Origin of the sequence: Pseudomonas sp. T8 (assembly GCF_024610635.1) — a bacterium.
GTDB classification, from domain to species: domain Bacteria; phylum Pseudomonadota; class Gammaproteobacteria; order Pseudomonadales; family Pseudomonadaceae; genus Aquipseudomonas; species Aquipseudomonas chlororaphis_I.
The window spans coordinates 3,862,345-3,885,021 of the sequence record NZ_CP102374.1; the positions used below are offsets into that span (position 1 = coordinate 3,862,345).

At 63.4% G+C, this 22,677-nt stretch carries 22 protein-coding genes and 1 pseudogene; 11 read left to right on the forward strand and 12 right to left on the reverse strand.

Annotated features, from left to right (window positions below; all coding sequences use genetic code 11):
- Positions 1-103 precede the first annotated feature (103 nt).
- From NRG23_RS17300 to NRG23_RS17310, 3 genes are all read left to right on the forward strand, one after another.
- Positions 104-2,137, forward strand: coding sequence for a toxin-antitoxin system YwqK family antitoxin (locus NRG23_RS17300; protein WP_257371464.1), 2,034 nt, complete (start codon positions 104-106; stop codon positions 2,135-2,137).
- Between the two features lie 86 nt (positions 2,138-2,223).
- Entirely contained in the window at positions 2,224-2,766 is a 543-nt protein-coding gene (locus tag NRG23_RS17305; RefSeq protein WP_257371465.1) for a chorismate mutase, read from the forward strand.
- An 88-nt stretch (positions 2,767-2,854) separates the two neighbouring features.
- Positions 2,855-3,370 (forward strand): DUF4124 domain-containing protein, encoded by a 516-nt coding sequence (locus NRG23_RS17310; RefSeq protein WP_038630402.1) that lies wholly within the window; start codon positions 2,855-2,857, stop codon positions 3,368-3,370.
- Here the strand turns inward: NRG23_RS17310 and NRG23_RS17315 are convergent.
- Positions 3,342-4,457 (reverse strand): bifunctional transcriptional activator/DNA repair enzyme AdaA, encoded by a 1,116-nt coding sequence (locus tag NRG23_RS17315; protein ID WP_257371466.1) that lies wholly within the window; start codon positions 4,455-4,457, stop codon positions 3,342-3,344. The genes NRG23_RS17310 and NRG23_RS17315 overlap by 29 nt on opposite strands.
- Before the next feature lie 280 nt (positions 4,458-4,737).
- Between NRG23_RS17315 and NRG23_RS17320 the strand changes: the two are divergent.
- From NRG23_RS17320 to ntrC, 3 genes and pseudogenes are all read left to right on the forward strand, one after another.
- A pseudogene (locus tag NRG23_RS17320) lies at positions 4,738-4,959 on the forward strand (MFS transporter); the annotation flags it as partial.
- 358 nt (positions 4,960-5,317) lie between these two features.
- Positions 5,318-6,403: a nitrogen regulation protein NR(II) gene (gene glnL, locus NRG23_RS17325; protein ID WP_009046535.1), complete on the forward strand. Its 1,086-nt coding sequence runs from the start codon at positions 5,318-5,320 to the stop codon at positions 6,401-6,403.
- Complete coding sequence (gene ntrC, locus NRG23_RS17330) at positions 6,400-7,836, forward strand: nitrogen regulation protein NR(I) (protein WP_007929941.1); 1,437 nt, start codon at positions 6,400-6,402, stop codon at positions 7,834-7,836. Before glnL ends, ntrC begins: the two co-directional genes overlap by 4 nt.
- 919 nt (positions 7,837-8,755) lie before the next feature.
- Here ntrC and NRG23_RS17335 read toward each other — a convergent pair.
- On the reverse strand, positions 8,756-9,196 hold the full coding sequence (locus NRG23_RS17335; RefSeq protein WP_198919644.1) for a hypothetical protein: 441 nt from the start codon (positions 9,194-9,196) through the stop codon (positions 8,756-8,758).
- Between NRG23_RS17335 and trmL the strand changes: the two genes are divergently transcribed.
- On the forward strand, positions 9,195-9,650 hold the full coding sequence (trmL, locus tag NRG23_RS17340) for a tRNA (uridine(34)/cytosine(34)/5-carboxymethylaminomethyluridine(34)-2'-O)-methyltransferase TrmL (RefSeq protein WP_007930832.1): 456 nt from the start codon (positions 9,195-9,197) through the stop codon (positions 9,648-9,650). The two genes, NRG23_RS17335 and trmL, sit on opposite strands and share 2 nt — an antisense overlap.
- A gap of 219 nt (positions 9,651-9,869) precedes the next feature.
- Here trmL and secB read toward each other — a convergent pair whose 3' ends face one another.
- From secB to NRG23_RS17355, 3 genes are read right to left on the reverse strand one after another with little or no spacing between them, the layout of a single operon-like run.
- The gene (gene secB / locus NRG23_RS17345; RefSeq protein WP_009046533.1) at positions 9,870-10,352 is read right to left on the reverse strand and encodes a protein-export chaperone SecB; all 483 of its coding nucleotides are present in this window, start codon (positions 10,350-10,352) and stop codon (positions 9,870-9,872) included.
- A 56-nt stretch (positions 10,353-10,408) separates the two neighbouring features.
- Positions 10,409-10,663: a glutaredoxin 3 gene (gene grxC / locus NRG23_RS17350; protein WP_124339496.1), complete on the reverse strand. Its 255-nt coding sequence runs from the start codon at positions 10,661-10,663 to the stop codon at positions 10,409-10,411.
- A 1-nt stretch (position 10,664) separates the two neighbouring features.
- The gene (locus NRG23_RS17355) at positions 10,665-11,078 is read right to left on the reverse strand and encodes a rhodanese-like domain-containing protein (RefSeq protein ID WP_009046532.1); all 414 of its coding nucleotides are present in this window, start codon (positions 11,076-11,078) and stop codon (positions 10,665-10,667) included.
- Positions 11,079-11,229: 151 nt separating this feature from the next.
- Between NRG23_RS17355 and gpmI the strand changes: the two genes are divergently transcribed.
- From gpmI to NRG23_RS17375, 4 genes are all read left to right on the forward strand, one after another.
- Entirely contained in the window at positions 11,230-12,759 is a 1,530-nt protein-coding gene (gene gpmI, locus NRG23_RS17360; RefSeq protein ID WP_028683800.1) for a 2,3-bisphosphoglycerate-independent phosphoglycerate mutase, read from the forward strand.
- A gap of 136 nt (positions 12,760-12,895) precedes the next feature.
- The gene (locus tag NRG23_RS17365; protein WP_009046530.1) at positions 12,896-14,182 is read left to right on the forward strand and encodes a murein hydrolase activator EnvC; all 1,287 of its coding nucleotides are present in this window, start codon (positions 12,896-12,898) and stop codon (positions 14,180-14,182) included.
- Positions 14,183-14,213: 31 nt separating this feature from the next.
- A complete protein-coding gene (locus NRG23_RS17370; RefSeq protein WP_009046529.1) occupies positions 14,214-15,524 on the forward strand; it encodes a S41 family peptidase in 1,311 nt (436 codons plus the stop codon).
- 166 nt (positions 15,525-15,690) lie between these two features.
- The gene (locus NRG23_RS17375) at positions 15,691-16,449 is read left to right on the forward strand and encodes a divergent polysaccharide deacetylase family protein (protein ID WP_016702607.1); all 759 of its coding nucleotides are present in this window, start codon (positions 15,691-15,693) and stop codon (positions 16,447-16,449) included.
- Between the two features lie 131 nt (positions 16,450-16,580).
- Here NRG23_RS17375 and NRG23_RS17380 read toward each other — a convergent pair whose 3' ends face one another.
- From NRG23_RS17380 to NRG23_RS17410, 7 genes are all read right to left on the reverse strand, one after another.
- Positions 16,581-17,333: an ABC transporter substrate-binding protein gene (locus NRG23_RS17380; RefSeq protein ID WP_257371467.1), complete on the reverse strand. Its 753-nt coding sequence runs from the start codon at positions 17,331-17,333 to the stop codon at positions 16,581-16,583.
- A gap of 63 nt (positions 17,334-17,396) precedes the next feature.
- Positions 17,397-18,167, reverse strand: a complete 771-nt coding sequence (hisF, locus tag NRG23_RS17385) for an imidazole glycerol phosphate synthase subunit HisF (protein ID WP_007921812.1) — start codon at positions 18,165-18,167, stop codon at positions 17,397-17,399.
- An 85-nt stretch (positions 18,168-18,252) separates the two neighbouring features.
- Positions 18,253-19,002 carry a 1-(5-phosphoribosyl)-5-[(5-phosphoribosylamino)methylideneamino]imidazole-4-carboxamide isomerase gene (hisA, locus tag NRG23_RS17390; RefSeq protein WP_009046525.1) on the reverse strand — a complete coding sequence of 250 codons (750 nt, stop codon included), beginning with the start codon at positions 19,000-19,002 and terminating at the stop codon, positions 18,253-18,255.
- Positions 19,003-19,097: 95 nt separating this feature from the next.
- Positions 19,098-19,361: a DUF2164 domain-containing protein gene (locus NRG23_RS17395; protein ID WP_257371468.1), complete on the reverse strand. Its 264-nt coding sequence runs from the start codon at positions 19,359-19,361 to the stop codon at positions 19,098-19,100.
- A complete protein-coding gene (gene hisH, locus NRG23_RS17400; protein ID WP_009046523.1) occupies positions 19,362-20,000 on the reverse strand; it encodes an imidazole glycerol phosphate synthase subunit HisH in 639 nt (212 codons plus the stop codon).
- On the reverse strand, positions 20,000-20,593 hold the full coding sequence (gene hisB / locus NRG23_RS17405) for an imidazoleglycerol-phosphate dehydratase HisB (protein ID WP_007921806.1): 594 nt from the start codon (positions 20,591-20,593) through the stop codon (positions 20,000-20,002). Before hisB ends, hisH begins: the two co-directional genes overlap by 1 nt.
- Positions 20,594-20,857: 264 nt before the next feature.
- Positions 20,858-22,519: an OFA family MFS transporter gene (locus NRG23_RS17410; protein ID WP_053268050.1), complete on the reverse strand. Its 1,662-nt coding sequence runs from the start codon at positions 22,517-22,519 to the stop codon at positions 20,858-20,860.
- Positions 22,520-22,677 lie beyond the last annotated feature (158 nt).

Sequence of the window (22,677 nt, forward strand, 5' to 3'; positions counted from 1 at the left end):
TTATTGCCCGCCCATCGCCTCGGAGCATTCCCCCGGGCTATTCATCCATGGATAATCCGCGCCTCTCGCGCCCTCTGTCCGGCGCCTCGACGAAGGGATTCGTATGCAGTGGACTCGTTCTCTCGGCCTGATCGCCTGCCTGGCGTTCGGCAGCACCCAGGCTGCCCCTTTCTATGCCGACAAGACCCTGGCCCACCCGCTGATCACCGGCCTGGCGGAAAGCTCGGCGACCCTGGCCTTTATCAAGCAGGCCGGCAGCGTCAAAGGTTATTACTCGGTCGACCCGGACGAGAGCCAGCCGCAGCTGCTGGACGACTTCGGCGATGCCACCATCGAGTCGGTGTTCAACATCGCCCTGGATGATGAGTCCCTGACCCGCCTGGTGCTGTTCAAACAGCGTGGCCAATACCGCCTGCATGCCTATCGCTATGACGAAAACGACCACCTCTACCGGCGCCTGGAGAAACTGCAGCCCGCCCTGGAACGCATCGCCAAAGACCGCAAGAAGCTCGATGCCCCGACGGTGAAACAGGCCCTGCGCCAGCTGACGCCACTGAACTACAGCTACTTCTACGAAGACTCGGGTATCGACGAATTCGACCAGCTCGACCATTCGGCCGGCACCCTGGTGGGTTATTTCGACGCTAACGGGCAGCCCATCACCGCCAATCCGCCCGGAGCCGACCAGTACCGCTACAAAAAGACCTTCGTCGAAAAAGACGGACGCTTTCTCACCGCCACCTACTGGCGCGGCGAAGCGCCTGCGCCGGAGGGCGAGCCCCTGCTGTACAACTACCGGGCCAGCCACATCGCCTGGGAGACCGAGCCGCAGCGCTTCACTGGCAGTGAGGACGGGGCCTACGTGGAGTACTCCAGTTTCGGCGGTGCCGTCATCGCCCAGGGTGCCTATGCCCACGGCCAACGCACCGGCGAATGGAGTTTTTCCAACCCAGACGATGGCTGGACCCACGGCCGTTTTGTCGATGGCAAACGCCAAGGCCAGTGGACTGAGTCCTACGGCTGGCAAACCGCTACCGGCGAGTATCGGGACGATCTGCGTGAGGGACGCTGGGTGCTGTCCTACGACGAAGGAGGCGAATCCGCTGTCACCGGCTTCCAGACCTATGTCCAGGGTGTGCTCGACGGTCCGAGCGAAGAGCGGGTGGACGGCTCCACGGAGAGCGGCAGCTACCGCAACGACAAACGCGAAGGGCCATGGGTGACCCAAGCAGGTCGCGGCAACTTCGAGAACGGCCTGAAAAGCGGCCCGTGGATACTCAAGACAGACAAGGGCCATAACCAGAGCGTGAACTTCGTCGCCGATAAAAAAGACGGTGAGTTGCGCGAAACCGACGCCAACGGCGTGCTGGTCCTGATCGAGCATTACAAGGCAGATGTGCTGTCCGGTACCCGCGAAGGCTATAGCCCCAGCGGCAACCTGCAGTACTCACAGCAATATGAGAATGGCAAACGGGAAGGCCGCTCACTGGGTTACAGCGAAGACGGCAAGCTGATCAGCGATATTTCCTGGCACAACGATCGCTACGAAGGCCCTCACCTGACCTTCCTGCGCGACGGTACGCCGGCCACGGTCGGACGCTTCGAGGGAGGGCGCTTTGTCGGCCTGATGAAACAATACGATCAGGACGAAGTGCTTTATGAAGAAGCCAACTGGTGCCGCTTCGACAAGCGAGGTTCAACCGTCGAACGCTGTGGAAAACAACGGCGGTTCACCCACGGAAAGCTGTCCTGGGAAACGGACTTTCTCTTTGGCAGCCCCCAAGGCTCCATCGAGTACAACTATGAAACAGGCCAAAAGATCCGCGAGAAGATCATCGGCGACAATGACCAGATCACTCAGCGCACCTACTACGACAATGGGCAGGTCGAGTGCCAGAAAAACTCGGTGGGTTTCACCTGGATGACCATCAACCAGCAACAGGTGAAAAGTCATGAGTCCGACGGCCAACTGACCGGCGAACAGCTGTGCTATCACCGCAACGGCGTGGTCAAGAGCCGCGAGCTGATCGACAACGGCTTGAGCGCCTGCCGGATCGTCTATGACGAAAGCGGCAAGCGGCTGTCTTCCAGCCCGACCGATTGCGGGGCGCCCGCGACCGCCGCGGCCGGCCAATGATCCATCTTGTGCCCGACGCTTGCCAGGCACTGCGGTTTTGCGTGCATCATGGCCGCCGACTTGTCCCCAAGAAGCCGAGACTATCCATGACTTCGCGATTCTGCCTTGCCCTGTTGACCCTGTTGCTGGCCGGCAATGCCTGCGCCGCCCCTGCCACCCTCAGCCCTCTGTTGGCCAGCATCGAAGAACGCCTGGCCATCGCCGACCAGGTGGCCCTGAGCAAATGGGACAGCCACAAGCCGGTGGAAGACCGCCCGCGCGAGCGTGAGGTGATTGCCGGCGCGGTGGCCCAGGCGCCGTCCTACAAGCTCGACGGCGCGGCGGTGGAACAGTTCTTCGCCGCGCAGATCGAGGCCAACAAGCTGGTGCAGTACGCCCATCTGTCCGAGTGGACCCTGCAAGGCCAGGCACCGGACGCCCCGCGCCCGGACCTGGTGGGGCAGATCCGCCCGCAACTTGATCGGTTACAAAAACGCCTGCTGCAGCAACTGGCGGATTTCAGCCCCCACCGTAACGATCCGCAGTGCCCACGATGGCTGGCCCAGGCCGCCCACGAAGGTGATCGGGCACCACTGCGCCAACTGGCGCTGATCCGCGCCACCGCCGAGCTTTGTGTGTTCAAAGGTTGAAGCGGCGAACCCGGGCCCGGTTCGCGGCTCTATGCTGGAGACACTTCCATCCTTGAAGCCGCCGCCCCCAGCGCCCAGGAAAGCCGCCATGCGTGTGCCCTGTCTCTACCTGCTGTTGCTGGCCGCCCTGCCGGCCGCCGCGCAGATCTACCGCTACACCGACGCCCACGGCAACACCGCCTACAGCGACCAGCCGCCGGCCGGCGTGCCCGGCCAGGCCGTCGAGCTGGCGCCGCTGAACCGCATCGAGGCGCCCAGGGCGCTCACACCGCCCGGCGTCGAACCAACACAGGCGCCACCCACCCGCGCACCGGCCTACACCACCCTGGAGCTGAGCGGCGTAGCGGATGGCGGCGTGGTGCGTGCCAATAACGGCACCTTCGAGGTCGAGGTGCGCCTGCAACCGCCCCTGCTCAACGAGCATCGCCTGCGCCTGCTGCTGGACGACCAGCCTTACGGTCAGCCCGGCAACCTGCCTAGCCTGCAATTGGTGAACATCGATCGCGGCGAGCACCGCCTGGCGGTGCAAGTGCTCGATGGCGAGCGGGTGATCCAGCAAAGCCCGCCGTTGACCTTCACCCTGCAACGGGTTCATCGGCCCTGAGGTGTTGTCGCGCCTGAATCTGCGAGTACAGGCGCCGCTCATGCTCGAGCAGCCAGCGTTTGCGCCACAGCCCGCCGCCATAACCGGTGAGCGAACCGTCGGAACCTATCACCCGGTGACAGGCAATCACGATGGCGATCTGGTTGGCGCCATTGGCCCGGGCCACGGCCCGCACGGCGGAGGCCGAACCGATGCTGCTCGCCACCTCGGCGTAACTGCGGGTAACGCCTGGAGGAATGGCCCTGAGTGCCTGCCACACCGTGCGAGTGAAGGCCGAAGCATTCAGCGCCAGCGGCGTGGTAAAGCTCGCCGACTCCCCGGCGAAAAATCGCCGCAATTCGCTCTCGATCTGGTCGATGGGGGCAAAACGCCCGAAGCCGATGGTCGAGCCGGTGTGCTCTTGCAGGCGCTTCAGCTCAGTGGCCAATGCCGGGCGGTCGAAGAACTCCAGCAGATGCAGGGCCTGCGCATCGGCCACCGCCAGCATCACGCCGATCGGGGTTTGCAGCCAGTCGGCCTTGAGCAGTTCACGGCCGCGCAGGTTCGACGGTGGCTGGCCGAGCAGCCGGGTGAAGGCACTGCGAAAGCCGCTGTCGGAATCGAAACTGGCGCTGATCTGCGCATCGATCACGCTGGCGCCGCCCGCCAGTTGCTGCATGCCCTCGCCGATCCGCCGCAGCCGGGCCATTTCCAGGAAGGTCACGCCGAAGTGGCGCTTGAAGGCCCGGCGCACCGTGGAAGGGTCGAAGCCGAGCTCGATCAGGTCGCCTTCATACCAGCGCTTGTCGGCATTGTGTTCCAGCAAGGCCAGCAGCTGCTTGACCAAGGGCTCCTGGGCACCTGTCTGCTCCAGCGGACGGCAGCGCAGGCAAGCGCGAAAACCGGCCTCGACGCAGGCCTTGATCGAACTGAAGAACACCGTGTTTTCGCGCTTGGGCTTGCGCGCCGCGCAGGTCAGCCGACAGAACACGCCCGTGCTCTTGACCCCGACGAAAGCGAACCCGTCATAGGCCGGGTCGCGTTCGAGCAAGGCGCGGTACAGGGTGTCGTCATCGGGCAGTTGGAACAGCAAGGGGGCGTTGTCCATGGCTGTCTCCAGCACCAGAGGGAATGTCTGTGCACTGTAGAGCAGCGCCGCAACGGATGCCGCCGCAAATCAGGCGTTGATTCGCCAACGGTGCCCCCACTTTGCGCCCGGCGTGAAACAACGCCGAGCGGTAGCTCCGCCTCAGGCGCGCTCGATCACCATGGCCACGCCCACGCACAGGCTGACCGAGGCCGATGAGAGGATTCGCGCCATGGGCACGACCCCATGCTCCATGCCGATCTCGCGGCTGCCGAGCAACCACACCGCCGCGCCATCGTTAAGCATTGTCGGCGTGGCCATCGCCTCGGCCTGCTATGCCCTGGTGTCCCTGGTGTGCATGCTCCTGCTGCTCAAGCGCATCGGCCACAACGCCGCCGACCTGTCCACCGCCGAGCAGGCGGACGCCGACGAACTGGCCCGGGAACCCCTTGCCACGCCGCTGATCGAGGATCCCGCGACGCTGCCACCGAATATCGACAAGGACGCCCAGCCCGCCCATTGAGACGCCATCCGCCGCATTCTTCCAGGCCCGCAGCAAGCGGGCCTTTTTGCGTGCGCCGAAAATTTTCGGCCCGGCGTGCCGCTGGCCATTCTTTAGCGCAGCCTCGGACAAATCGCACTATATTGGTGCATCAAACTGCACCTTTATCCATCCGCAGCCCATTTTGGTTCGAAAGTACCCAGCGCAGCCGGCAAAACGCTGCGAAAGAGAACTTTAAACGTCTGTTTCAGGGCTCGAGCGCTTCTTTTCGGAGCCTTGGTTTGGTTTTTGCATTTTCTCGATACCAGCGCCTTATTCGCGCGCGCAATCCTGGGCCGGCCCGGGATTGCCTTGTTTCAAAAGAGGTCAACATTTACCCATGACCATCAGCGATCAACTGCACCGCTTGCTACTCGACAACCTGACCACCGCGACCATCCTGCTCAACGCCGACCTGCGCCTTGAGTACATGAACCCGGCGGCGGAGATGTTGTTGGCCATCAGTGGCCAGCGCAGCCATGGGCAATTCATCAGCGAACTGTTCACCGAATCGGCCGAAGCCCTGAGCTCCCTGCGCCAGGCGGTGGAACAGGCGCATCCGTTCACCAAGCGCGAAGCCATGCTCACCGCGCTGACCGGCCAGACCCTGACCGTGGACTACGCCGTGACGCCGATCCTGAGCAATGGCGACACCCTGCTGTTGCTCGAAGTCCACCCCCGTGACCGCCTGCTGCGGATCACCAAGGAAGAGGCCCAGCTGTCCAAGCAGGAAACCAGCAAGATGCTGGTGCGCGGCCTGGCCCACGAGATCAAGAACCCCCTCGGCGGGATTCGCGGCGCCGCCCAGTTGCTGGCCCGCGAACTGCCGGACGAGAACCTCAAGGACTACACCAACGTCATCATCGAAGAGGCCGACCGCCTGCGCAACCTGGTGGACCGTATGCTCGGCTCCAACAAGCTGCCGTCGCTGGCCATGTGCAACGTGCACGAAGTGCTGGAGCGCGTGAGCAGCCTGGTGGAAGCCGAAAGCCAGGGCTGCATCACCCTGGTGCGCGACTACGACCCGAGCATTCCCGATGTATTGATCGACCGCGAACAGATGATCCAGGCGGTGCTCAACATCGTGCGCAACGCGATGCAGGCCATCAGCAGCCAGAACGAGCTGCGCCTGGGCCGCATCTGCCTGCGTACCCGCACCATGCGCCAGTTCACCATCGGCCACGTGCGCCACCGCCTGGTGACCAAGATCGAGATCATCGACAACGGTCCGGGGATCCCCGCGGAGCTCCAGGAAACCATCTTCTTCCCCATGGTCAGCGGCCGTCCGGACGGTACCGGGCTGGGCCTGGCCATTACCCAGAACATCATCAGCCAGCACCAGGGCCTGATCGAGTGTGACAGCCATCCCGGCCACACCACGTTCTCGATCTTTCTGCCACTGGAACAAGGAGCCCCATCGACATGAGCCGTAGTGAAACCGTGTGGATCGTCGATGACGACCGTTCTATCCGTTGGGTTCTGGAGAAAGCCTTGCAACAGGAAGGCATGACCACCCAGAGCTTCGATAGCGCCGATGGTGTGATGAGTCGCCTGGCCCGCCAGCAGCCGGACGTGATCATCTCCGACATCCGCATGCCCGGCGCCAGTGGCCTGGACCTGCTGGCGCGGATCCGCGAGCAGCACCCGCGCCTGCCGGTGATCATCATGACCGCGCACTCCGACCTGGACAGCGCTGTCGCCTCTTATCAGGGCGGCGCCTTCGAGTACCTGCCCAAGCCGTTCGATGTCGACGAAGCGGTGTCCCTGGTCAAGCGCGCCAACCAGCACGCCCAGGAGCAGCAAGGCCTGGAGGTGATCCCCGCGCTGGCCCGCACTCCGGAGATCATCGGCGAAGCGCCAGCGATGCAGGAGGTGTTTCGCGCCATCGGTCGCCTCAGCCACTCCAACATCACCGTGCTGATCAACGGTGAGTCCGGTACCGGTAAAGAGCTGGTGGCCCACGCCCTGCACCGCCACAGCCCGCGGGCGGCTTCGCCGTTCATCGCGCTGAACATGGCGGCGATCCCCAAGGACCTGATGGAATCCGAGCTGTTCGGCCATGAAAAAGGCGCGTTTACCGGCGCCGCTAACCTGCGGCGTGGGCGCTTCGAGCAGGCCGACGGCGGCACGCTGTTCCTCGACGAGATCGGCGACATGCCGGCCGACACCCAGACCCGCCTGCTGCGGGTGCTGGCCGACGGCGAGTTCTACCGGGTCGGCGGGCATACGCCGGTCAAGGTCGACGTGCGCATCATCGCCGCGACCCACCAGAACCTGGAAACCCTGGTGCACGCCGGCAAGTTCCGCGAGGACCTGTTCCACCGCCTGAACGTGATCCGCATCCATATCCCGCGCCTGTCGGACCGTCGCGAAGACATCCCGACCCTGGCCAAGCACTTCCTCAGCCGCGCCGCCCAGGAGCTGGCCGTCGAGCCCAAGCTGCTGAAAAGCGAGACCGAGGAATACCTGAAGAACCTACCGTGGCCCGGCAACGTGCGCCAGTTGGAGAACACCTGCCGCTGGATCACCGTGATGGCTTCGGGTCGCGAGGTGCATATCAGCGACCTGCCGCCGGAGCTGCTGAGCCTGCCGCAGGATTCGGCGCCGGTGACCAACTGGGAGCAGGCCCTGCGCCAGTGGGCCGACCAGGCCCTGGCACGCGGCCAGTCGAGCCTGCTGGACAGCGCGGTGCCGAGCTTCGAGCGGATCATGATCGAGACCGCCCTCAAGCACACCGCCGGCCGCCGTCGCGACGCCGCCGTGCTGCTGGGCTGGGGCCGCAACACCCTGACGCGCAAGATCAAGGAGTTGGGGATGAAGGTCGACGGCGGGGATGACGACGACAGCGACGAGGGCTGAGCCGCTGTGAGCCTGTAGCCGCTGCCGCAGGCTGCGATAAGGCCGAAGGCCTTCAGCGATCTTGAGATCCTGCGCGCCCTTCGGTCGCGATCGCAGCCTTCGGCAGCGGCTACAGTGCAAGGCATTCGTGCTGTGTCGAATGGCAGAGCCAATCGCGGGCAAGCCTCGCTCCTACAGATTCAGGTCGTTTGCGGCAATTGCGCCCGACACGGCTTCTGTAGGAGCGAGGCTTGCCCGCGATGCTTTTCGTGCACCGCAATGGTGAGCCTGCACTGCCGAAATGCGCGAACAGACCTGGGGTTTCACCACGGGCGACCTCGATATTTCTCGCCAGAACAAATCCACAGAACGACGAAAGCCCCGTAAACCGGGGCTTTCAGCATTTCTTGAAAATTCGCTTAACCGTTTAAGCCAGAATTGGCACGCCCCCTGCAGAGACAAGATCACGAGTGCAGTCACTCACCCGTTTTGGGGACCTTGGTACAGGCAGGCCGAGACTCCCCTTCTTTACACCCGGAACCCCTACCGCTCGCAGCGACGGGTTCCAGCCGGTTTGGGGAACCCTGGTACAGGCAGGCCAGGGATTCTCTCTTTAACCCCGGGCTCATCACGCTCTCAGCGACGAGCCCCACCCGTTTCGGGAACCTTGGTACAGGCAGGCCGGGGATTCCCTCTTTAACACCCGGGCTCATCACGCTCACAGCGACGAGCCCTACCCGTTTCGGGAACCTTGGTACAGGCAGGCCGGGGATTCCCTCTTTACACCGGGCCCAGCGCGACCAGCGCGGCCCTCACGCTTTTGGGAACCTTGGTACAGGCAGGCCGGGGCTTCCCCTCTTTACACCGGGCCCGGCGCGATCAGCGCCCCGCCCTCACGCTTTTGGGGACCTTGGTACAGGCAGGCCGGGAATCCCCTCTTTTATTCCTCGCGCAGCTGGAGCTCCAGGCGCCAGCGCCCGTCGACCTCGCTGCCCGACCACTCGCCGTGCAGCGCCCGCGCGGCGACCACGTTCAGCAGCAACCCTTCCTCAGTCGTCCGCACCCGCCAGTTGGCATCCTTGTCGTTGATCTTCAACTGGCCCTTCTGCGCCCGCCCCTCGGCTTCGAACAGCAGCGCCACCGCCCCGTCGATGTGCTCGCCATGAACCTTGGGCTCGTTGTTGAACCACACCACCAGGGCATTGGACTGGACCTGCACTTCCTGCAGCTCGGTGGGATCCGGGGTCGTCAGGCGACCGATCATCAGCCCCACCATCACGCCAAAGATCGCCAGCGAGCCGAACACCCGCAGCATTAGCTTCGGCCTGACGTCCGCTTCAGGCGTAGAATGCGGCCTGTCTTTTTCTTCGGAGCCGTGCATGTTTCACGTCATCCTTTTTCAACCAGAAATTCCGCCGAATACCGGCAACGTAATCAGGCTGTGCGCCAATAGCGGCTGCCACCTGCATTTGATCGAGCCACTGGGTTTCGAAATGGACGACAAGCGCCTGCGCCGGGCCGGCCTCGACTACCACGAATATGCCACCTTGCAGCGCCATGCCGACCTCGCCAGCTGTCTTGAAAGCCTAGGCCATCCGCGCCTGTTCGCCTTCACCACCAAGGGCTCGCGGCCGTTCCACGACGCCAGCTTCGCCGAAGGCGATGCCTTCCTGTTCGGCCCGGAAAGCCGTGGCCTGCCCGCCGAAGTGCTGGACGCCCTGCCCGCCGAACAACGCCTGCGCCTGCCCATGCGCGAAGGCTGCCGCAGCCTGAACCTGTCCAACACCGTGGCAGTGGCCGTCTACGAAGCCTGGCGCCAGCTGGGGTTCAAATAAGCCACCCACTTCCGCGCCACTCCCTGTAGCCGCTGCCGCAGGCTGCGATAAGGCCGAAGGCCTTCAGCGTTCTCAAGGCCTTGCGCCTCCTTCGGCGGCGATCGCAGCCTTCGGCAGCGGCTACAGGTTCAGCGCCGGTATCGACATCAGTCTCGAAACCTTGGGCCCGAACATGAAAAAAGCGCCTGAAACGGCGCTTTTTTCATGGAACCCAGCAGCTTATTGAACAGTGCCTTCACCAGCTGCCTGCAGGCGTTGCAGCTCTTGCGCGTACAGCGCGTCGAAGTTCACCGGAGCCAGCATCAGGGCCGGGAACGAACCGCGGGTCACCAGGCTGTCCAGCGCTTCGCGAGCGTACGGGAACAGGATGTTCGGGCAGAACGCGCCCAGGGTGTGGCTCATCGAAGCGTCGTCCAGGTTCTTGATCAGGAAGATACCGGCCTGTTGCACTTCGGCGATGAACGCTACTTCTTCACCATTCTTCACGGTGACCGACAGGGTCAGCACGACTTCGTGGAAACCTTCTTCCAGCGCCTTCTGGCGGGTGTTCAGGTCCAGGCCGACGCTCGGCTCCCACTGCTGGCGGAAGATCGCCGGGCTTTTCGGAGCTTCGAAAGACAGGTCACGCACATAGATACGCTGCAGCGAGAATTGCGGTGCGGATTCGTCTTCGGTCGCAGCGGTGTTCTGTTGGTCAGTCATCTCAGATCCTTCTTGATCTCGGGGTCATGTAGGGTTTGCTGATCTTGGGTGGTCAGTCAGGCCGCGAGCAGCGCATCGAGCTTGCCGGCGCGCTCCAGGGCGAACAAATCGTCACAACCGCCCACATGGGTGTTGCCGATCCAGATCTGCGGCACGGACGTGCGCCCGGCCTTCTGGGCCATTTCGGCGCGAACCTGCGGCTTGCCGTCGACCTTGATCTCTTCGAAGGCTACGCCTTTGTTCTCGAGCAGGTACTTGGCCCGCGAGCAGTAGGGGCAGTAATCGCTGGAATAGACGACGACGGCGGCCATATCACTTCACCAGCGGCAGGTTGTCGGCTTTCCAGCTGCCAACGCCACCGGACAGCTTGGCGGCGGTGAAGCCGGACTTCATCAGCTCGCGAGCGTGGGTGCCGGCGTGCTGACCCAGGGCGTCGACCAGAATGATGGTCTTGGCCTTGTGCTTTTCCAGCTCGCCCACGCGGGCGGCCAGTTTGTCTTGAGGGATGTTCAACGCGCCGACGATATGGCCCGCGGCGAAGTCCTTGGACGGACGGATATCGATCACCACGCCCTGCTCGCTGTTGACCAGCGCGGTCAGTTCACGGGTGCTGAGGCTGCGGCCACCGCGGCTCAACTCGTGAGCGATCAACAGAGCCAGCAAGATGACGAAGGCGCCGACGAGCAAGTAGTGTTCAGTGGCGAATTGAATCAGGTGAGCAACCATCAAGGAGGTTCCAGGGCGTTAAAATGTCGGCCAGTATACACAGCCCTCCGGGTCGGCCAAACCCCGCCCGGCGGTGACGCCACCGGAACTTCGCTTTAAACTGCCACTCCCTTTTTCCAACATTCTCCCAATCCAGCCACGAGTGGAATCTATGACTACCACGCCTAAACCTTTGGTCCTGATGATTCTGGATGGCTTCGGTCACAGCGAGAGCCACGAATCCAACGCTATCTATGCGGCCAAGAAGCCGGTCCTCGACCGCCTGTACGCCAGCGTGCCGAATGGCCTGATCTCGGGTTCGGGCATGGATGTCGGCCTGCCGGACGGCCAGATGGGCAACTCCGAAGTCGGCCACATGAACCTCGGCGCCGGCCGCGTGGTGTACCAGGATTTCACCCGTGTCACCAAAGCCATCCGCGATGGCGAGTTCTTCGAGAATCCGACCATCTGCGCCGCCGTGGATAAAGCCGTGGCCGCCGACAAGGCCGTGCACATCCTCGGCCTGCTGTCCGACGGTGGCGTGCACAGCCACCAGGACCACCTGGTGGCCATGGCCGAACTGGCCTTCAAGCGCGGCGCCGAGAAGATCTACCTGCACGCCTTCCTCGACGGCCGCGACACCCCGCCGAAAAGCGCCGCCTCGTCGATCGAGCTGCTGGATGAAACCTTCAAGACCCTGGGCAAGGGCCGTATCGCCAGCCTGATCGGCCGCTACTTCGCCATGGACCGCGACAACCGCTGGGACCGCGTGGCCCAGGCCTACAACCTGATCGTCGACGGCAACGGCGAATTCAACGCCGCCACCGCCCAGGAAGGCCTGCAGGCCGCCTACGAGCGTGGCGAGAGCGACGAATTCGTCAAGGCCACCACCCTCGGCGAGCCGGTGAAGGTCGAAGACGGCGACGCCGTGGTGTTCATGAACTTCCGCGCCGACCGCGCCCGCGAGCTGAGCCGGGTGTTCGTCGAGGACGGTTTCAAGGAGTTCGAGCGCGCCCGCCAGCCGAAACTGGCCGGTTTCGTCATGCTGACCCAATACGCGGCGAGCATTCCGGCCCCTTCGGCCTTTGCCCCGGGCAGCCTGGAAAACGTGCTGGGCGATTACCTGGCGAAAAACGGCAAGACCCAGCTGCGCATCGCCGAAACCGAGAAATACGCCCACGTGACCTTTTTCTTCTCCGGTGGCCGCGAAGAGCCGTTCCCGGGCGAAGAACGCATCCTGATCCCGTCGCCGAAAGTCGCCACCTACGACCTGCAGCCGGAAATGAGTGCGCCGGAAGTCACCGACCGGATCGTCGACGCCATCGAAAACCAGCGCTACGACGTGATCGTGGTCAACTACGCCAACGGCGACATGGTCGGCCACAGCGGCGTGTTCGACGCGGCGGTCAAGGCCGTTGAATGCCTGGACCTGTGCGTCGGCCGGATCGTCGACGCCCTGGAAAAGGTCGGCGGCGAAGCCCTGATCACCGCCGACCACGGCAACGTCGAGCAGATGTCCGACGCCGCCACCGGCCAGGCCCACACCGCCCACACCAGCGAGCCGGTGCCGTTCATCTATGTTGGCAAGCGCAACCTGAAGGTCCGCGAAGGCGGAGTCCTGGCTGACGTGGCGCCGACCATGCTCAAGTTGCTGGGCCTGCCGCAGCCTGCGGAAATGACTGGCACTTCGATACTGGTCTGATATCAAACAGTCCGAATAATGGGCCGGAAACGGCTTTTTATGACGAACGCCTCAAAGCAGTTGGCTTTGAGGCGTTTTTTTTGCAGCGAGGGGCGGGCATACTAGGCCGTCCCTTTCCCTGGTGTCGCCCGCCTCTATGCTTCGCGCCCTGATTACCCTAGCTCTGATCTGCCTGCTCCAACCGGCCTTCGCCGACGAGCGCGCGCAAACCCAACAGCAGTTGGACGCCACGCGTCAGGACATTGCCGAGCTGAAAAAGCTGCTGGGCAAGCTGCAGGAAGAAAAGTCCGGCGTGCAGAAAGACCTGCGCGGCACCGAAACCGAGATGGGCAAGCTGGAAAAGCAGGTCGATGCCCTGCAGAAAGAGCTGAAGAAAAGCGAATCCGAGCTGCAGCGTCTCGATGATGAGAAAAAAAAACTCCAGAGCGCGCGCATTGAACAGCAACGACTGATCGCCATCCAGGCCCGCGCGGCCTACCAGAACGGCCGTCAGGAGTACCTCAAGCTGCTGCTCAACCAGCAGAACCCGGAAAAATTCGCCCGCACCCTGACCTATTACGACTACCTGAGCCAGGCCCGTCTGGAGCAGCTGAAGAATTTCAACGAGACCCTGCGCCAGCTGGCCAATGTCGAAAAGGAAATCTCCCTGCAGCAAGCCCAGCTGCTGGTGCAGAAAAGCAGCCTCGACACCCAGCGCGAAGAGCTCGACAAGGTCCGCAAGGAACGCCAGGTGGCCCTGGCCAAGCTCAATGACGACGTGAAGGCCCGTGGCGACAAGCTCAAGGCCCGCGAACAGGACCAGGCCGACCTGGGCAAGGTGCTGAAAACCATCGAGGAAACCCTGGCCCGCCAGGCCCGCGAGGCAGAGCAAGCGCGACAGAAAGCGCTGATCGCCCAGCAGGAAGCCGAAAAAAAGCGTTTGCGTGAGGCCCAGGCCAGTGCCGACGACAGCCCGCGCAAGCCGCCCCGAGCGGCGCCCGGCCCCTTGGTTTCCAGCGCAGGCGCCTCCTATGGAGGCCCTTTTGCTTCATCCCGGGGAAAACTTCCATGGCCGGTTGATGGTCGACTGCTGGCGCGCTTCGGCGAAAGCCGCGGCGACGATGCCCGGACCAAGTGGGACGGGGTGATGATCAGCGCCTCGGCCGGCAGCCAGGTGCATGCCGTCCACGGCGGCCGCGTCGTGTTCGCCGACTGGTTGCGCGGCGCCGGCCTGCTGGTGATCCTCGACCATGGCAACGGCTACTTGAGCCTCTACGGACACAACCAGACGCTGCTTAAAGAAGCAGGCGATGTGGTCAAGGCCGGCGAGTCCATCTCCACTGTGGGTAGCAGTGGCGGCCAGGGCGCGCCTGCACTGTACTTCGCTATTCGCCAGCAGGGTCGCCCAAGCGACCCGGCACAATGGTGCCGCGCGCAAGGATAAGCGCGCCATCTCATTCAGGAGTTCGTTCGACATGCTGCATTTGTCCCGCCTCACCTCGCTGGCCCTGACGATCGCTCTGGTGATCGGTGCGCCCCTGGCGTTTGCCGCCGAAACCGCTCAATCGACAGCCGCCACGACCACCAAGGCGCCATTGCCGCTCGAAGAGCTGCGCACCTTCGCCGAGGTCATGGACCGGATCAAGGCCGCCTATGTCGAACCCGTCGACGACAAGACCCTGCTGGAAAACGCCATCAAGGGCATGCTCAGCAACCTCGACCCGCATTCGGCCTACCTTGGCCCTGAAGACTTCGCCGAGCTGCAGGAAAGCACCAGCGGCGAATTCGGCGGCCTGGGCATCGAAGTCGGCGCCGAGGACGGCATCATCAAGGTGGTGTCGCCGATCGACGACACCCCGGCGTCCAAGGCCGGCATCCAGGCCGGCGACCTGATCGTCAAGATCAACGGCCAGCCGACCCGTGGCCAGAGCATGACCGAAGCCGTGGACAAGATGCGCGGCAAGATCGGCCAGAAAATCACCCTGACCCTGGTCCGCGACGGCGGTGCGCCGTTCGACGTGACCCTGGCCCGCGCCACCATCCAGGTGAAGAGCGTGAAGAGCCAGCTGCTGGAGTCAGGCTACGGCTACATCCGCATCACCCAGTTCCAGGTCAAGACCGGCGAGGAAGTCTCCAAGGCCCTGGCCAAGCTGCGCAAGGACAATGGCAAGAAGCTCAACGGCATCATCCTCGACCTGCGCAACAACCCGGGCGGCGTGCTGCAGTCGGCGGTGGAAGTTGTCGACCACTTCATCACCAAGGGCCTGATCGTCTATACCAAGGGCCGCATCGCCAACTCCGAGCTGCGCTTCTCCGCCACTGGCAAGGACGAAAGCGAAGCGGTACCGATGGTGGTGCTGATCAACGGTGGCAGCGCCTCGGCTTCGGAGATCGTCGCCGGCGCCCTGCAGGACCAGAAACGCGCGGTGCTGATGGGCACCACCAGCTTCGGCAAGGGCTCGGTGCAAACCGTGCTGCCGCTGAACAATGACCGTGCGCTGAAGATCACCACCGCGCTGTACTTCACCCCGAACGGCCGCTCGATCCAGGCCCAGGGCATCGTGCCGGACATCGAGGTGCGCCGCGCCAAGATCACCAACGAGGCGCAGGACAACGAGTACTTCAAGGAAGCCGACCTGCAAGGTCACCTGGGCAATGGCAACGGCGGCGCCGACAAGCCGACCGCTTCCGGCAGCAAGCCCAAGCCGATGCCGCAGGACGACGACTACCAGCTGGCCCAGGCCCTCAGCCTGCTCAAGGGCTTGAGCATCACCCGCAGCAAGTGATGGAACCCATCGCGAGCAAGCCCTCCGCCTCCTCTGTAGGAGCGAAGCTTGCTCGCGATGGCGTCATCATGATCGCCACACCCCGCCAAGGCCCTACCCGAACCCTATGCTGCAAATCCCCATGACCCACCAACGCCAACCCCACCCACGGTTGTCGTGGAGGCTCATGATCGGACTTCTGTGTCTTCTCGCCTTCACCTCGACCCAGGCCGCCGGGCCCGCTGCGCGCAAGGCCTACCTGAGCCTGATCATCGACGACCTCGGGCAGAACCTGCCCCGCGATCGCCGCGTACTCGCCCTGCCCGGCCCGGTGACTACGGCGATCATGCCCGACACGCCCCACGCCGCCGAGTTCGCCCGCGAAGCCCATCGCGCCGGCAAGATCGTCATCCTGCACATGCCCATGGACCCGGCCACCGGCCCCTTCGCCTGGCACCCCGAGCTGCCCATCGAAGAGCTGGAAAGACGCCTCAACGCCGCCTTCAAGGCCGTGCCCTACACCAGTGGCATCAACAACCACATGGGCAGCCGCATGACCTCCCAGCCCCAGGCCATGTCCTGGCTGATGGCCGAGCTGCAGCGGCGCCATAAGTTCTTTGTCGACAGCCGCACCAGCGCCAAGACCGTGGCCGCCGCCGAAGCGCAGAAGATCGGCCTGGCCAGCGTGTCCCGCGATGTGTTCCTCGACGACGAACGCACCGAGGACGCCATCAGCCATCAGTTGCAGACCGCGATCGACCTGGCGCGCAAGCAGGGTTCGGCGGTGGTGATCGGCCATCCCTACCCGCAGACCCTGGCCGTGCTCGAACGCGAACTGCCCAGGCTCAAGGCCCAGGGCATCGACTGGATCGATATCGAGTTGATGATCAGCGTGCGCAGCAACAGGGCGATGTCCGGGCACGGCAAGGATGGGGTTTACCGCTGAGGATTGGCGGCGGACGTTCGAATGCATCGCGGGCAAGCCTCGCTCCTACAGGAGCCGTGCCAGACGCAATTACCGCAAACGACCTGAATCCGTAGGAGCGAGGCTTGCCCGCGATATTCAGCTGCGTCTGCCTACAGGTAGCGGCCCATGATCTCTTCCACCACGCCTTCCTCGCGCAGCTGATCCAGCGCGGCCTGCAGCCGGGCGACGGTCTCGTCCGGCACTTCTTTGTTCAGCGCCAGGTACAGCTGGGCGCTGTGGAAGCGCAGCACGGTCTTGAGCCCGGTCACGCCTTCCTGCCTGGCCAGGTAACGCCCGGCGGGGTCGCCGGTGGCCCATAGATCGATCTGGCCGCCGACCAGCTTCCTGGCGTTGTCCTGGTCCTTCAGCACCACCTGCGGCTTGAGCCCTTGCTTGGCCAGGGTCTCGGCGATGGCGTCGCCCTTGTAGGCGCCGATCCGGTATTTGCGCGCCTGCTCCAGGGATTGCAGGGCGATCTTGCTGTCGTCCCGGGCCAGCAGGATCCAGTCATCCGGGCCGATGGGGCCGACCCATTTGAACAGCGGCTCCCGGTCCGGCAGCCGCGCCGTGACAAACACGCCATACCCCGGCTGCTCCAGGGCGAGCTTGTAGATGCGCTCCCAGGGAAAACGCAGGGTCAGGCTGTAATTGATCCCGGCGCGCTTGAACATTTCGCGGACGATATCCACGGCGATGCCGTTGATATTCTCGCCCTGGGCGAAGTTCTTGCCGTTCCTGGCCATGTTGTAGGGGGGGAAGTTTTCCGTCAGCAACACCAGGGAGGTGTCCGGCGTTTGCGCTGCACGAGCGCCTGCGGCGAAGAGAACCGAAGCGCTGGCAAGAACAAGAAGACGTTTGAACATGACGGGCTACCGGAATCCATGGCGTGCTCAAGAGTGCCGCGAGCCCGCCATGCTGTCCAGTGGCTATCTGACGACGATACCGCGGTGCGCCATGTAGGCCTTGGCCTCGGGCACGGTGTACTCGCCGAAGTGGAAGATGCTCGCCGCCAGCACCGCGCTGGCGTGGCCTTCGAGGATGCCGTCGGCCAGGTGCTGCAGGTTGCCGACACCACCCGAGGCGATCACCGGAATGCCCAGGGCGTCGCTGATGGCGCGGGTCACCCCCAGGTCGAAGCCGTTCTTCATGCCGTCCTGGTCCATGCTGGTCAGCAGGATTTCGCCGGCGCCCAGGCCTTCCATCTTCTTCGCCCACTCCACCGCGTCCAGCCCGGTAGGCTTGCGCCCGCCGTGGGTGAAGATCTCCCAGCGCGGGGTTTCGCCCGGCCCGGACACCTTCTTCGCATCGATGGCGACGACGATGCACTGCGAGCCGAAATGCTGCGCCGCTTCGCCGACGAACTCGGGGTTGAACACCGCCGCGGTGTTGATCGAGACCTTGTCCGCACCGGCGTTGAGCAGGTTGCGGATGTCCTGCACGGTACGCACGCCACCGCCGACGGTCAGCGGGATGAACACCTGGCTGGCCATGCGTTCGACGGTATGCAGCGTGGTGTCACGGCCATCGACGCTGGCAGTGATGTCGAGAAAGGTAATCTCGTCCGCGCCCTGCTCATCGTAGCGACGGGCGATTTCCACCGGGTCGCCGGCGTCACGGATGTTCTCGAACTTGACGCCCTTGACCACCCGGCCGTTGTCGACATCGAGGCAGGGAATTATGCGTTTGGCTAAAGCCATGGTTAATCCTCGAGTTGCAAGCTTCAAGCTTCAAGCTGCAAGAAAGAGCGGATCGCGTTCACGCTCTTAACTTGCAGCTTGCAGCTTACGACTTGGAGCTGGCCGCGTAGCCATCACAAAAGGCCTGAGCCTCAGCCACATCCAGAGTGCCCTCATAAATCGCGCGGCCAGTGATGGCGCCGATGATCCCCGGCGCCTTGGCGTCCAGCAGGGCCTTGATGTCGCCCAGGTTGTGGATACCGCCGGAAGCGATCACCGGGATTTTGGTGGCAGCGGCCAGGGCAGCGGTGAAGGGTACGTTGCAGCCCTGCATCATGCCGTCTTTGGCGATGTCGGTATAAACGATGGCGGATACGCCGTCGGCTTCGAAGCGCTTGGCCAGGTCGATGACCTGCACGCTGCTGACCTCGGCCCAGCCGTCGGTGGCGACGAAGCCGTCCTTGGCGTCCAGGCCGACGATCACCTTGCCCGGGAAGGCGCGGCAAGCTTCGGCGACGAATTCCGGCTCCTTCACCGCCTTGGTGCCGATGATCACGTAGCTCACGCCGGCCTTGACGTAGTGCTCAATGGTTTCCAGCGAGCGGATGCCGCCACCGATCTGGATCGGCAGGTTCGGGTAGCGCTTGGCGATGGCGGTGACCACTTCACCGTTGACCGGCTGGCCTTCGAAGGCGCCGTTCAGGTCGACCAGATGCAGACGGCGGCAGCCGCCCTCCACCCACTTGGCAGCCATGCTCACCGGGTCATCGGAGAACACCGTGGAATCTTCCATGCGGCCCTGGCGCAGACGTACACAGGCACCGTCTTTGAGATCGATAGCGGGGATAATCAGCATGCTTTTTCCTTCGTAAAAAGAGCTGCAAGCTGCAAGCCACAAGCTGCCAGCATGCGTGTGTATGTTTCTCTCTTACAGCTTGAAGCTCGAAGCTTTCAGCTGCTTTTCTCGAGCGCCCACAGGTCGCTTTCGATGCTTTCGAACCGCTCTTTGAGCTGGGTCTGCACATCGAAAATCGCCCTGTTGTAATAGTGCGGAGCAATTTCGCGGGTAAACAGTTCAAGAATCTCGGCTGCCTCGAACGAGCCCAGGTCGAGCTCGAAGCGATCTTCCATGAAGCGCTGGATCTTGTGATTGGCCTCACTCTCCTGCTCGGGGGTGAGGCTCAGGATCGGCGCTTTAGCCTTCTTGACCGCCATTTACCAGCGACCGTCCCACGCTGCGAAGTTCTGCAGCAATTGCAGGCCATGGGTATGGCTTTTCTCCGGGTGGAACTGCACGGCGAAACGCGAACCTTCGGCCAGCGCCGCGGCGAAATCGACGCCGTAGTGACCGCTGCCGACCACCTGCCGCGCGTTGCCGGCGGCGATGTAGTAGCTGTGCACGAAGTAGAAGCGCGCCAGGTCCGGGATGTTGTGCCACAGCGGATGGCTCACCGCCTGTTTCACTTCGTTCCAGCCCATGTGCGGGACTTTCAGGTGTTCGCCGTCTTCATGCAGGTCCTTGCCGAAGAACTTCACCTGGCCGGGGAACAGGCCGATGCAGTCGACGCCGTCGTTCTCTTCGCTGTGGTCGAGCAAGGCTTGCATGCCCACGCAGATGCCGAGGAACGGACGGTCCTGGCTGACTTCACGTACCAGCGCGTCGAAGCCCAGGCGACGGATCTCCGCCATGCAGTCGCGAATCGCACCGACGCCGGGGAATACCACCCGGTCGGCTTCGCGAATCACATTGGCATCGCTGGTGATCAGCACCTTGCCGGCGCCGACGTGCTCGAGGGCCTTGGCCACCGAGTGCAGGTTGCCCATGCCGTAATCGATAACCGCGACCGTCTGCATTACAGCACGCCCTTGGTCGAAGGCATCTGCCCGGCCATGCGGTCATCCAGCTCCACGGCCATGCGCAGCGCGCGGCCGAAAGCCTTGAACACGGTTTCGATCTGGTGGTGGGTGTTGTGCCCACGCAGGTTGTCGATGTGCAGGGTGACGTTGGCGTGGTTGACGAAGCCCTGGAAGAATTCCTGGAACAGGTCGACATCGAAGCCGCCCACGGTGGCGCGGGTATAAGGCACATGCATCTGCAGGCCAGGACGGCCGGAGAAGTCGATCACCACGCGCGACAGCGCTTCATCGAGCGGCACGTAGGCGTGGCCGTAGCGACGGATGCCCTTCTTGTCGCCGATGGCTTTGGTGAAGGCCTGACCCAGGGTGATACCGACGTCTTCCACAGTGTGGTGGTCGTCGATATGCAGGTCGCCTTTGCTTTCGATATCCAGGTCGATCAGCCCGTGACGGGCGATCTGGTCCAGCATGTGCTCAAGGAAGGGAACCCCGATATCGAATCGGGCCTTTCCGGTGCCATCCAGGTTGATCGAGGCTTTGATCTGGGTTTCCAGAGTGTCGCGCTCGACGGACGCCTTACGTTCGGCCATCACCAGCTCCGCAAAATCATTGGGCGAAAAAGGCGATCATTATAGGCCGGACGGCGGCTAAACAGGAACACGCAGGACAAGATCCTGACGGGCGCAACCCAATAAAGCCGGGGTTGTACCTGTCATGACAAGCAATATGAAACCTGTAGCCGCTGCCACAGGCTGCGATCGGCCGGAATTGGCCGTGGCGATCCTGAAATCGCTGAAGGTCCTGCGGACCTTATCGCAGCCTTCGGCAGCGGCTACATCCTTGCCAGCGATGCCTTAGTGGAACAACACCGCGGTCTTCTGCAGGGTGACCCATACGCCCCACGCCAGCGGAATGCCCACCACCAGCCAGGCGGCGACCGCCAGCGGCACGCTGCCGGACGAGGCTTTCCACTCCAGCACGGTGCTGCTGTCCGCGCCCTTGTCATGGCCCAGCGCCTGTTCGGCGGCCAGCTCGGCGTCGGTCATGAAGTACTTGTCGGCCACCGGACGCACCAGCAGGTTGCACAGGAAGCCCAGCACCAGCAGGCCGGCGAGGATGTACAGGGTGATGTCGTAGGCCGCGGCGCGCTCGACGCCGATGCTCAACTGATACTCACGCAGGTAGTTCACCAGCACCGGGCCAAGCACGCCTGCCGCCGCCCAGGCGGTGAGCAGACGACCGTGGATCGCGCCCACCATCTGGGTGCCGAACAGGTCCGCCAGGTAGGCCGGAACCGTGGCGAAACCACCGCCGTACATCGACAGGATGATGCAGAACGCCGCCACGAACAGCGCGACGTTGCCCAGATGCCCCAGGTTCGGGATCAGCGCATACAGGGCAAAGCCCAAGGCGAAGAACACGAAGTAAGTGTTCTTGCGGCCCAGGTAGTCGGAGAACGAGGCCCAGAAGAAACGACCACCGATATTGAACAGGCTCAGCAGGCCGGTGAAGCCGGCGGCGATCGCGGCGATCGACGCCAGCTGCGAAGCATCCAGCTGACCGAAGGCCAGCTCGTTGCCCAGCAGTTTGCCGGCGAAGACTTCCTGCAATAGCGGCGAAGCCATGCCGAGGATGCCGATACCGGCGGAAACGTTCAGGCACAGCACCAGCCATACCAGGCGGAACTGCGGGGTTTTCCAGGCCACGTTCACATGCACGTGACGGTGGGTGATCATCGCGTTCGCGGCTTTTTTCGCCGGCGGAGTCCAGCCCTCGGGCTTCCAGCCGGTCGGCGGCACGCGGTACGACAGCGCGCCACCGATCATGAACACGAAGTAGATCGCCGCCATCACCAGGAAGCTCTGCCAGACGCCAACACCGGTTGGCGAAGCGAAGTGACTCATCAGTGCCGCCGCCAGCGGCGCACCGACCATCGCGCCACCGCCGAAGCCCATGATCGCCATGCCGGTGGCCATGCCGCGCTTGTCCGGGAACCACTTGATCAGGGTCGACACCGGCGAGATGTAGCCCAGGCCCAGGCCGATACCGCCGATCACGCCGGAGCCGAGCCACATCAGCCAGATCTGGTGGGTATAGATACCCAGCGCCGAAATCAGCAGGCCGCCGCACCAGCACAGCGCCGACACCACACCGGCCTTGCGCGGGCCGGCGTGTTCCAGCCAGCCGCCCCAGACCGCCGCGGAGCAGCCGAGGAAGATGAAGAACAGGGTGTAGATCCAGCCGAGCATCGAGATCGGCCAGTCACACTGGGACGAAAAGACCTGAGCGATAAAGCTCATGTCCGGGGCACAGGCCAGCGGAGCGGTAACGCCCAGGGCCTTGGACAGCGGCAACCAGAACACCGAGAAGCCGTAGGCCATGCCGATGCACAGGTGGATGGCCAGAGCGGCCGGTGGAACCAGCCAACGGTTGAAACCGGGCTTGGCGATGATGCGTTCTTTGGACAAGAACGCCGGCTGGGCGGCAATGACGCCCGCCTCGGTGCTAGTGCTCATGAGTGTTTCCCCCAATTATTGGAATTATTCGCCGGCCACTCTCCACCCACGACCTTTGCACGCAGACGTGGCCGTTTTATCGAGTGAAGCTCCATAGAGTGCGACTTTTGGTCGCAGAAGGGCAGATGAACTGCGAGAGATTACCATTTGCTCGTGAC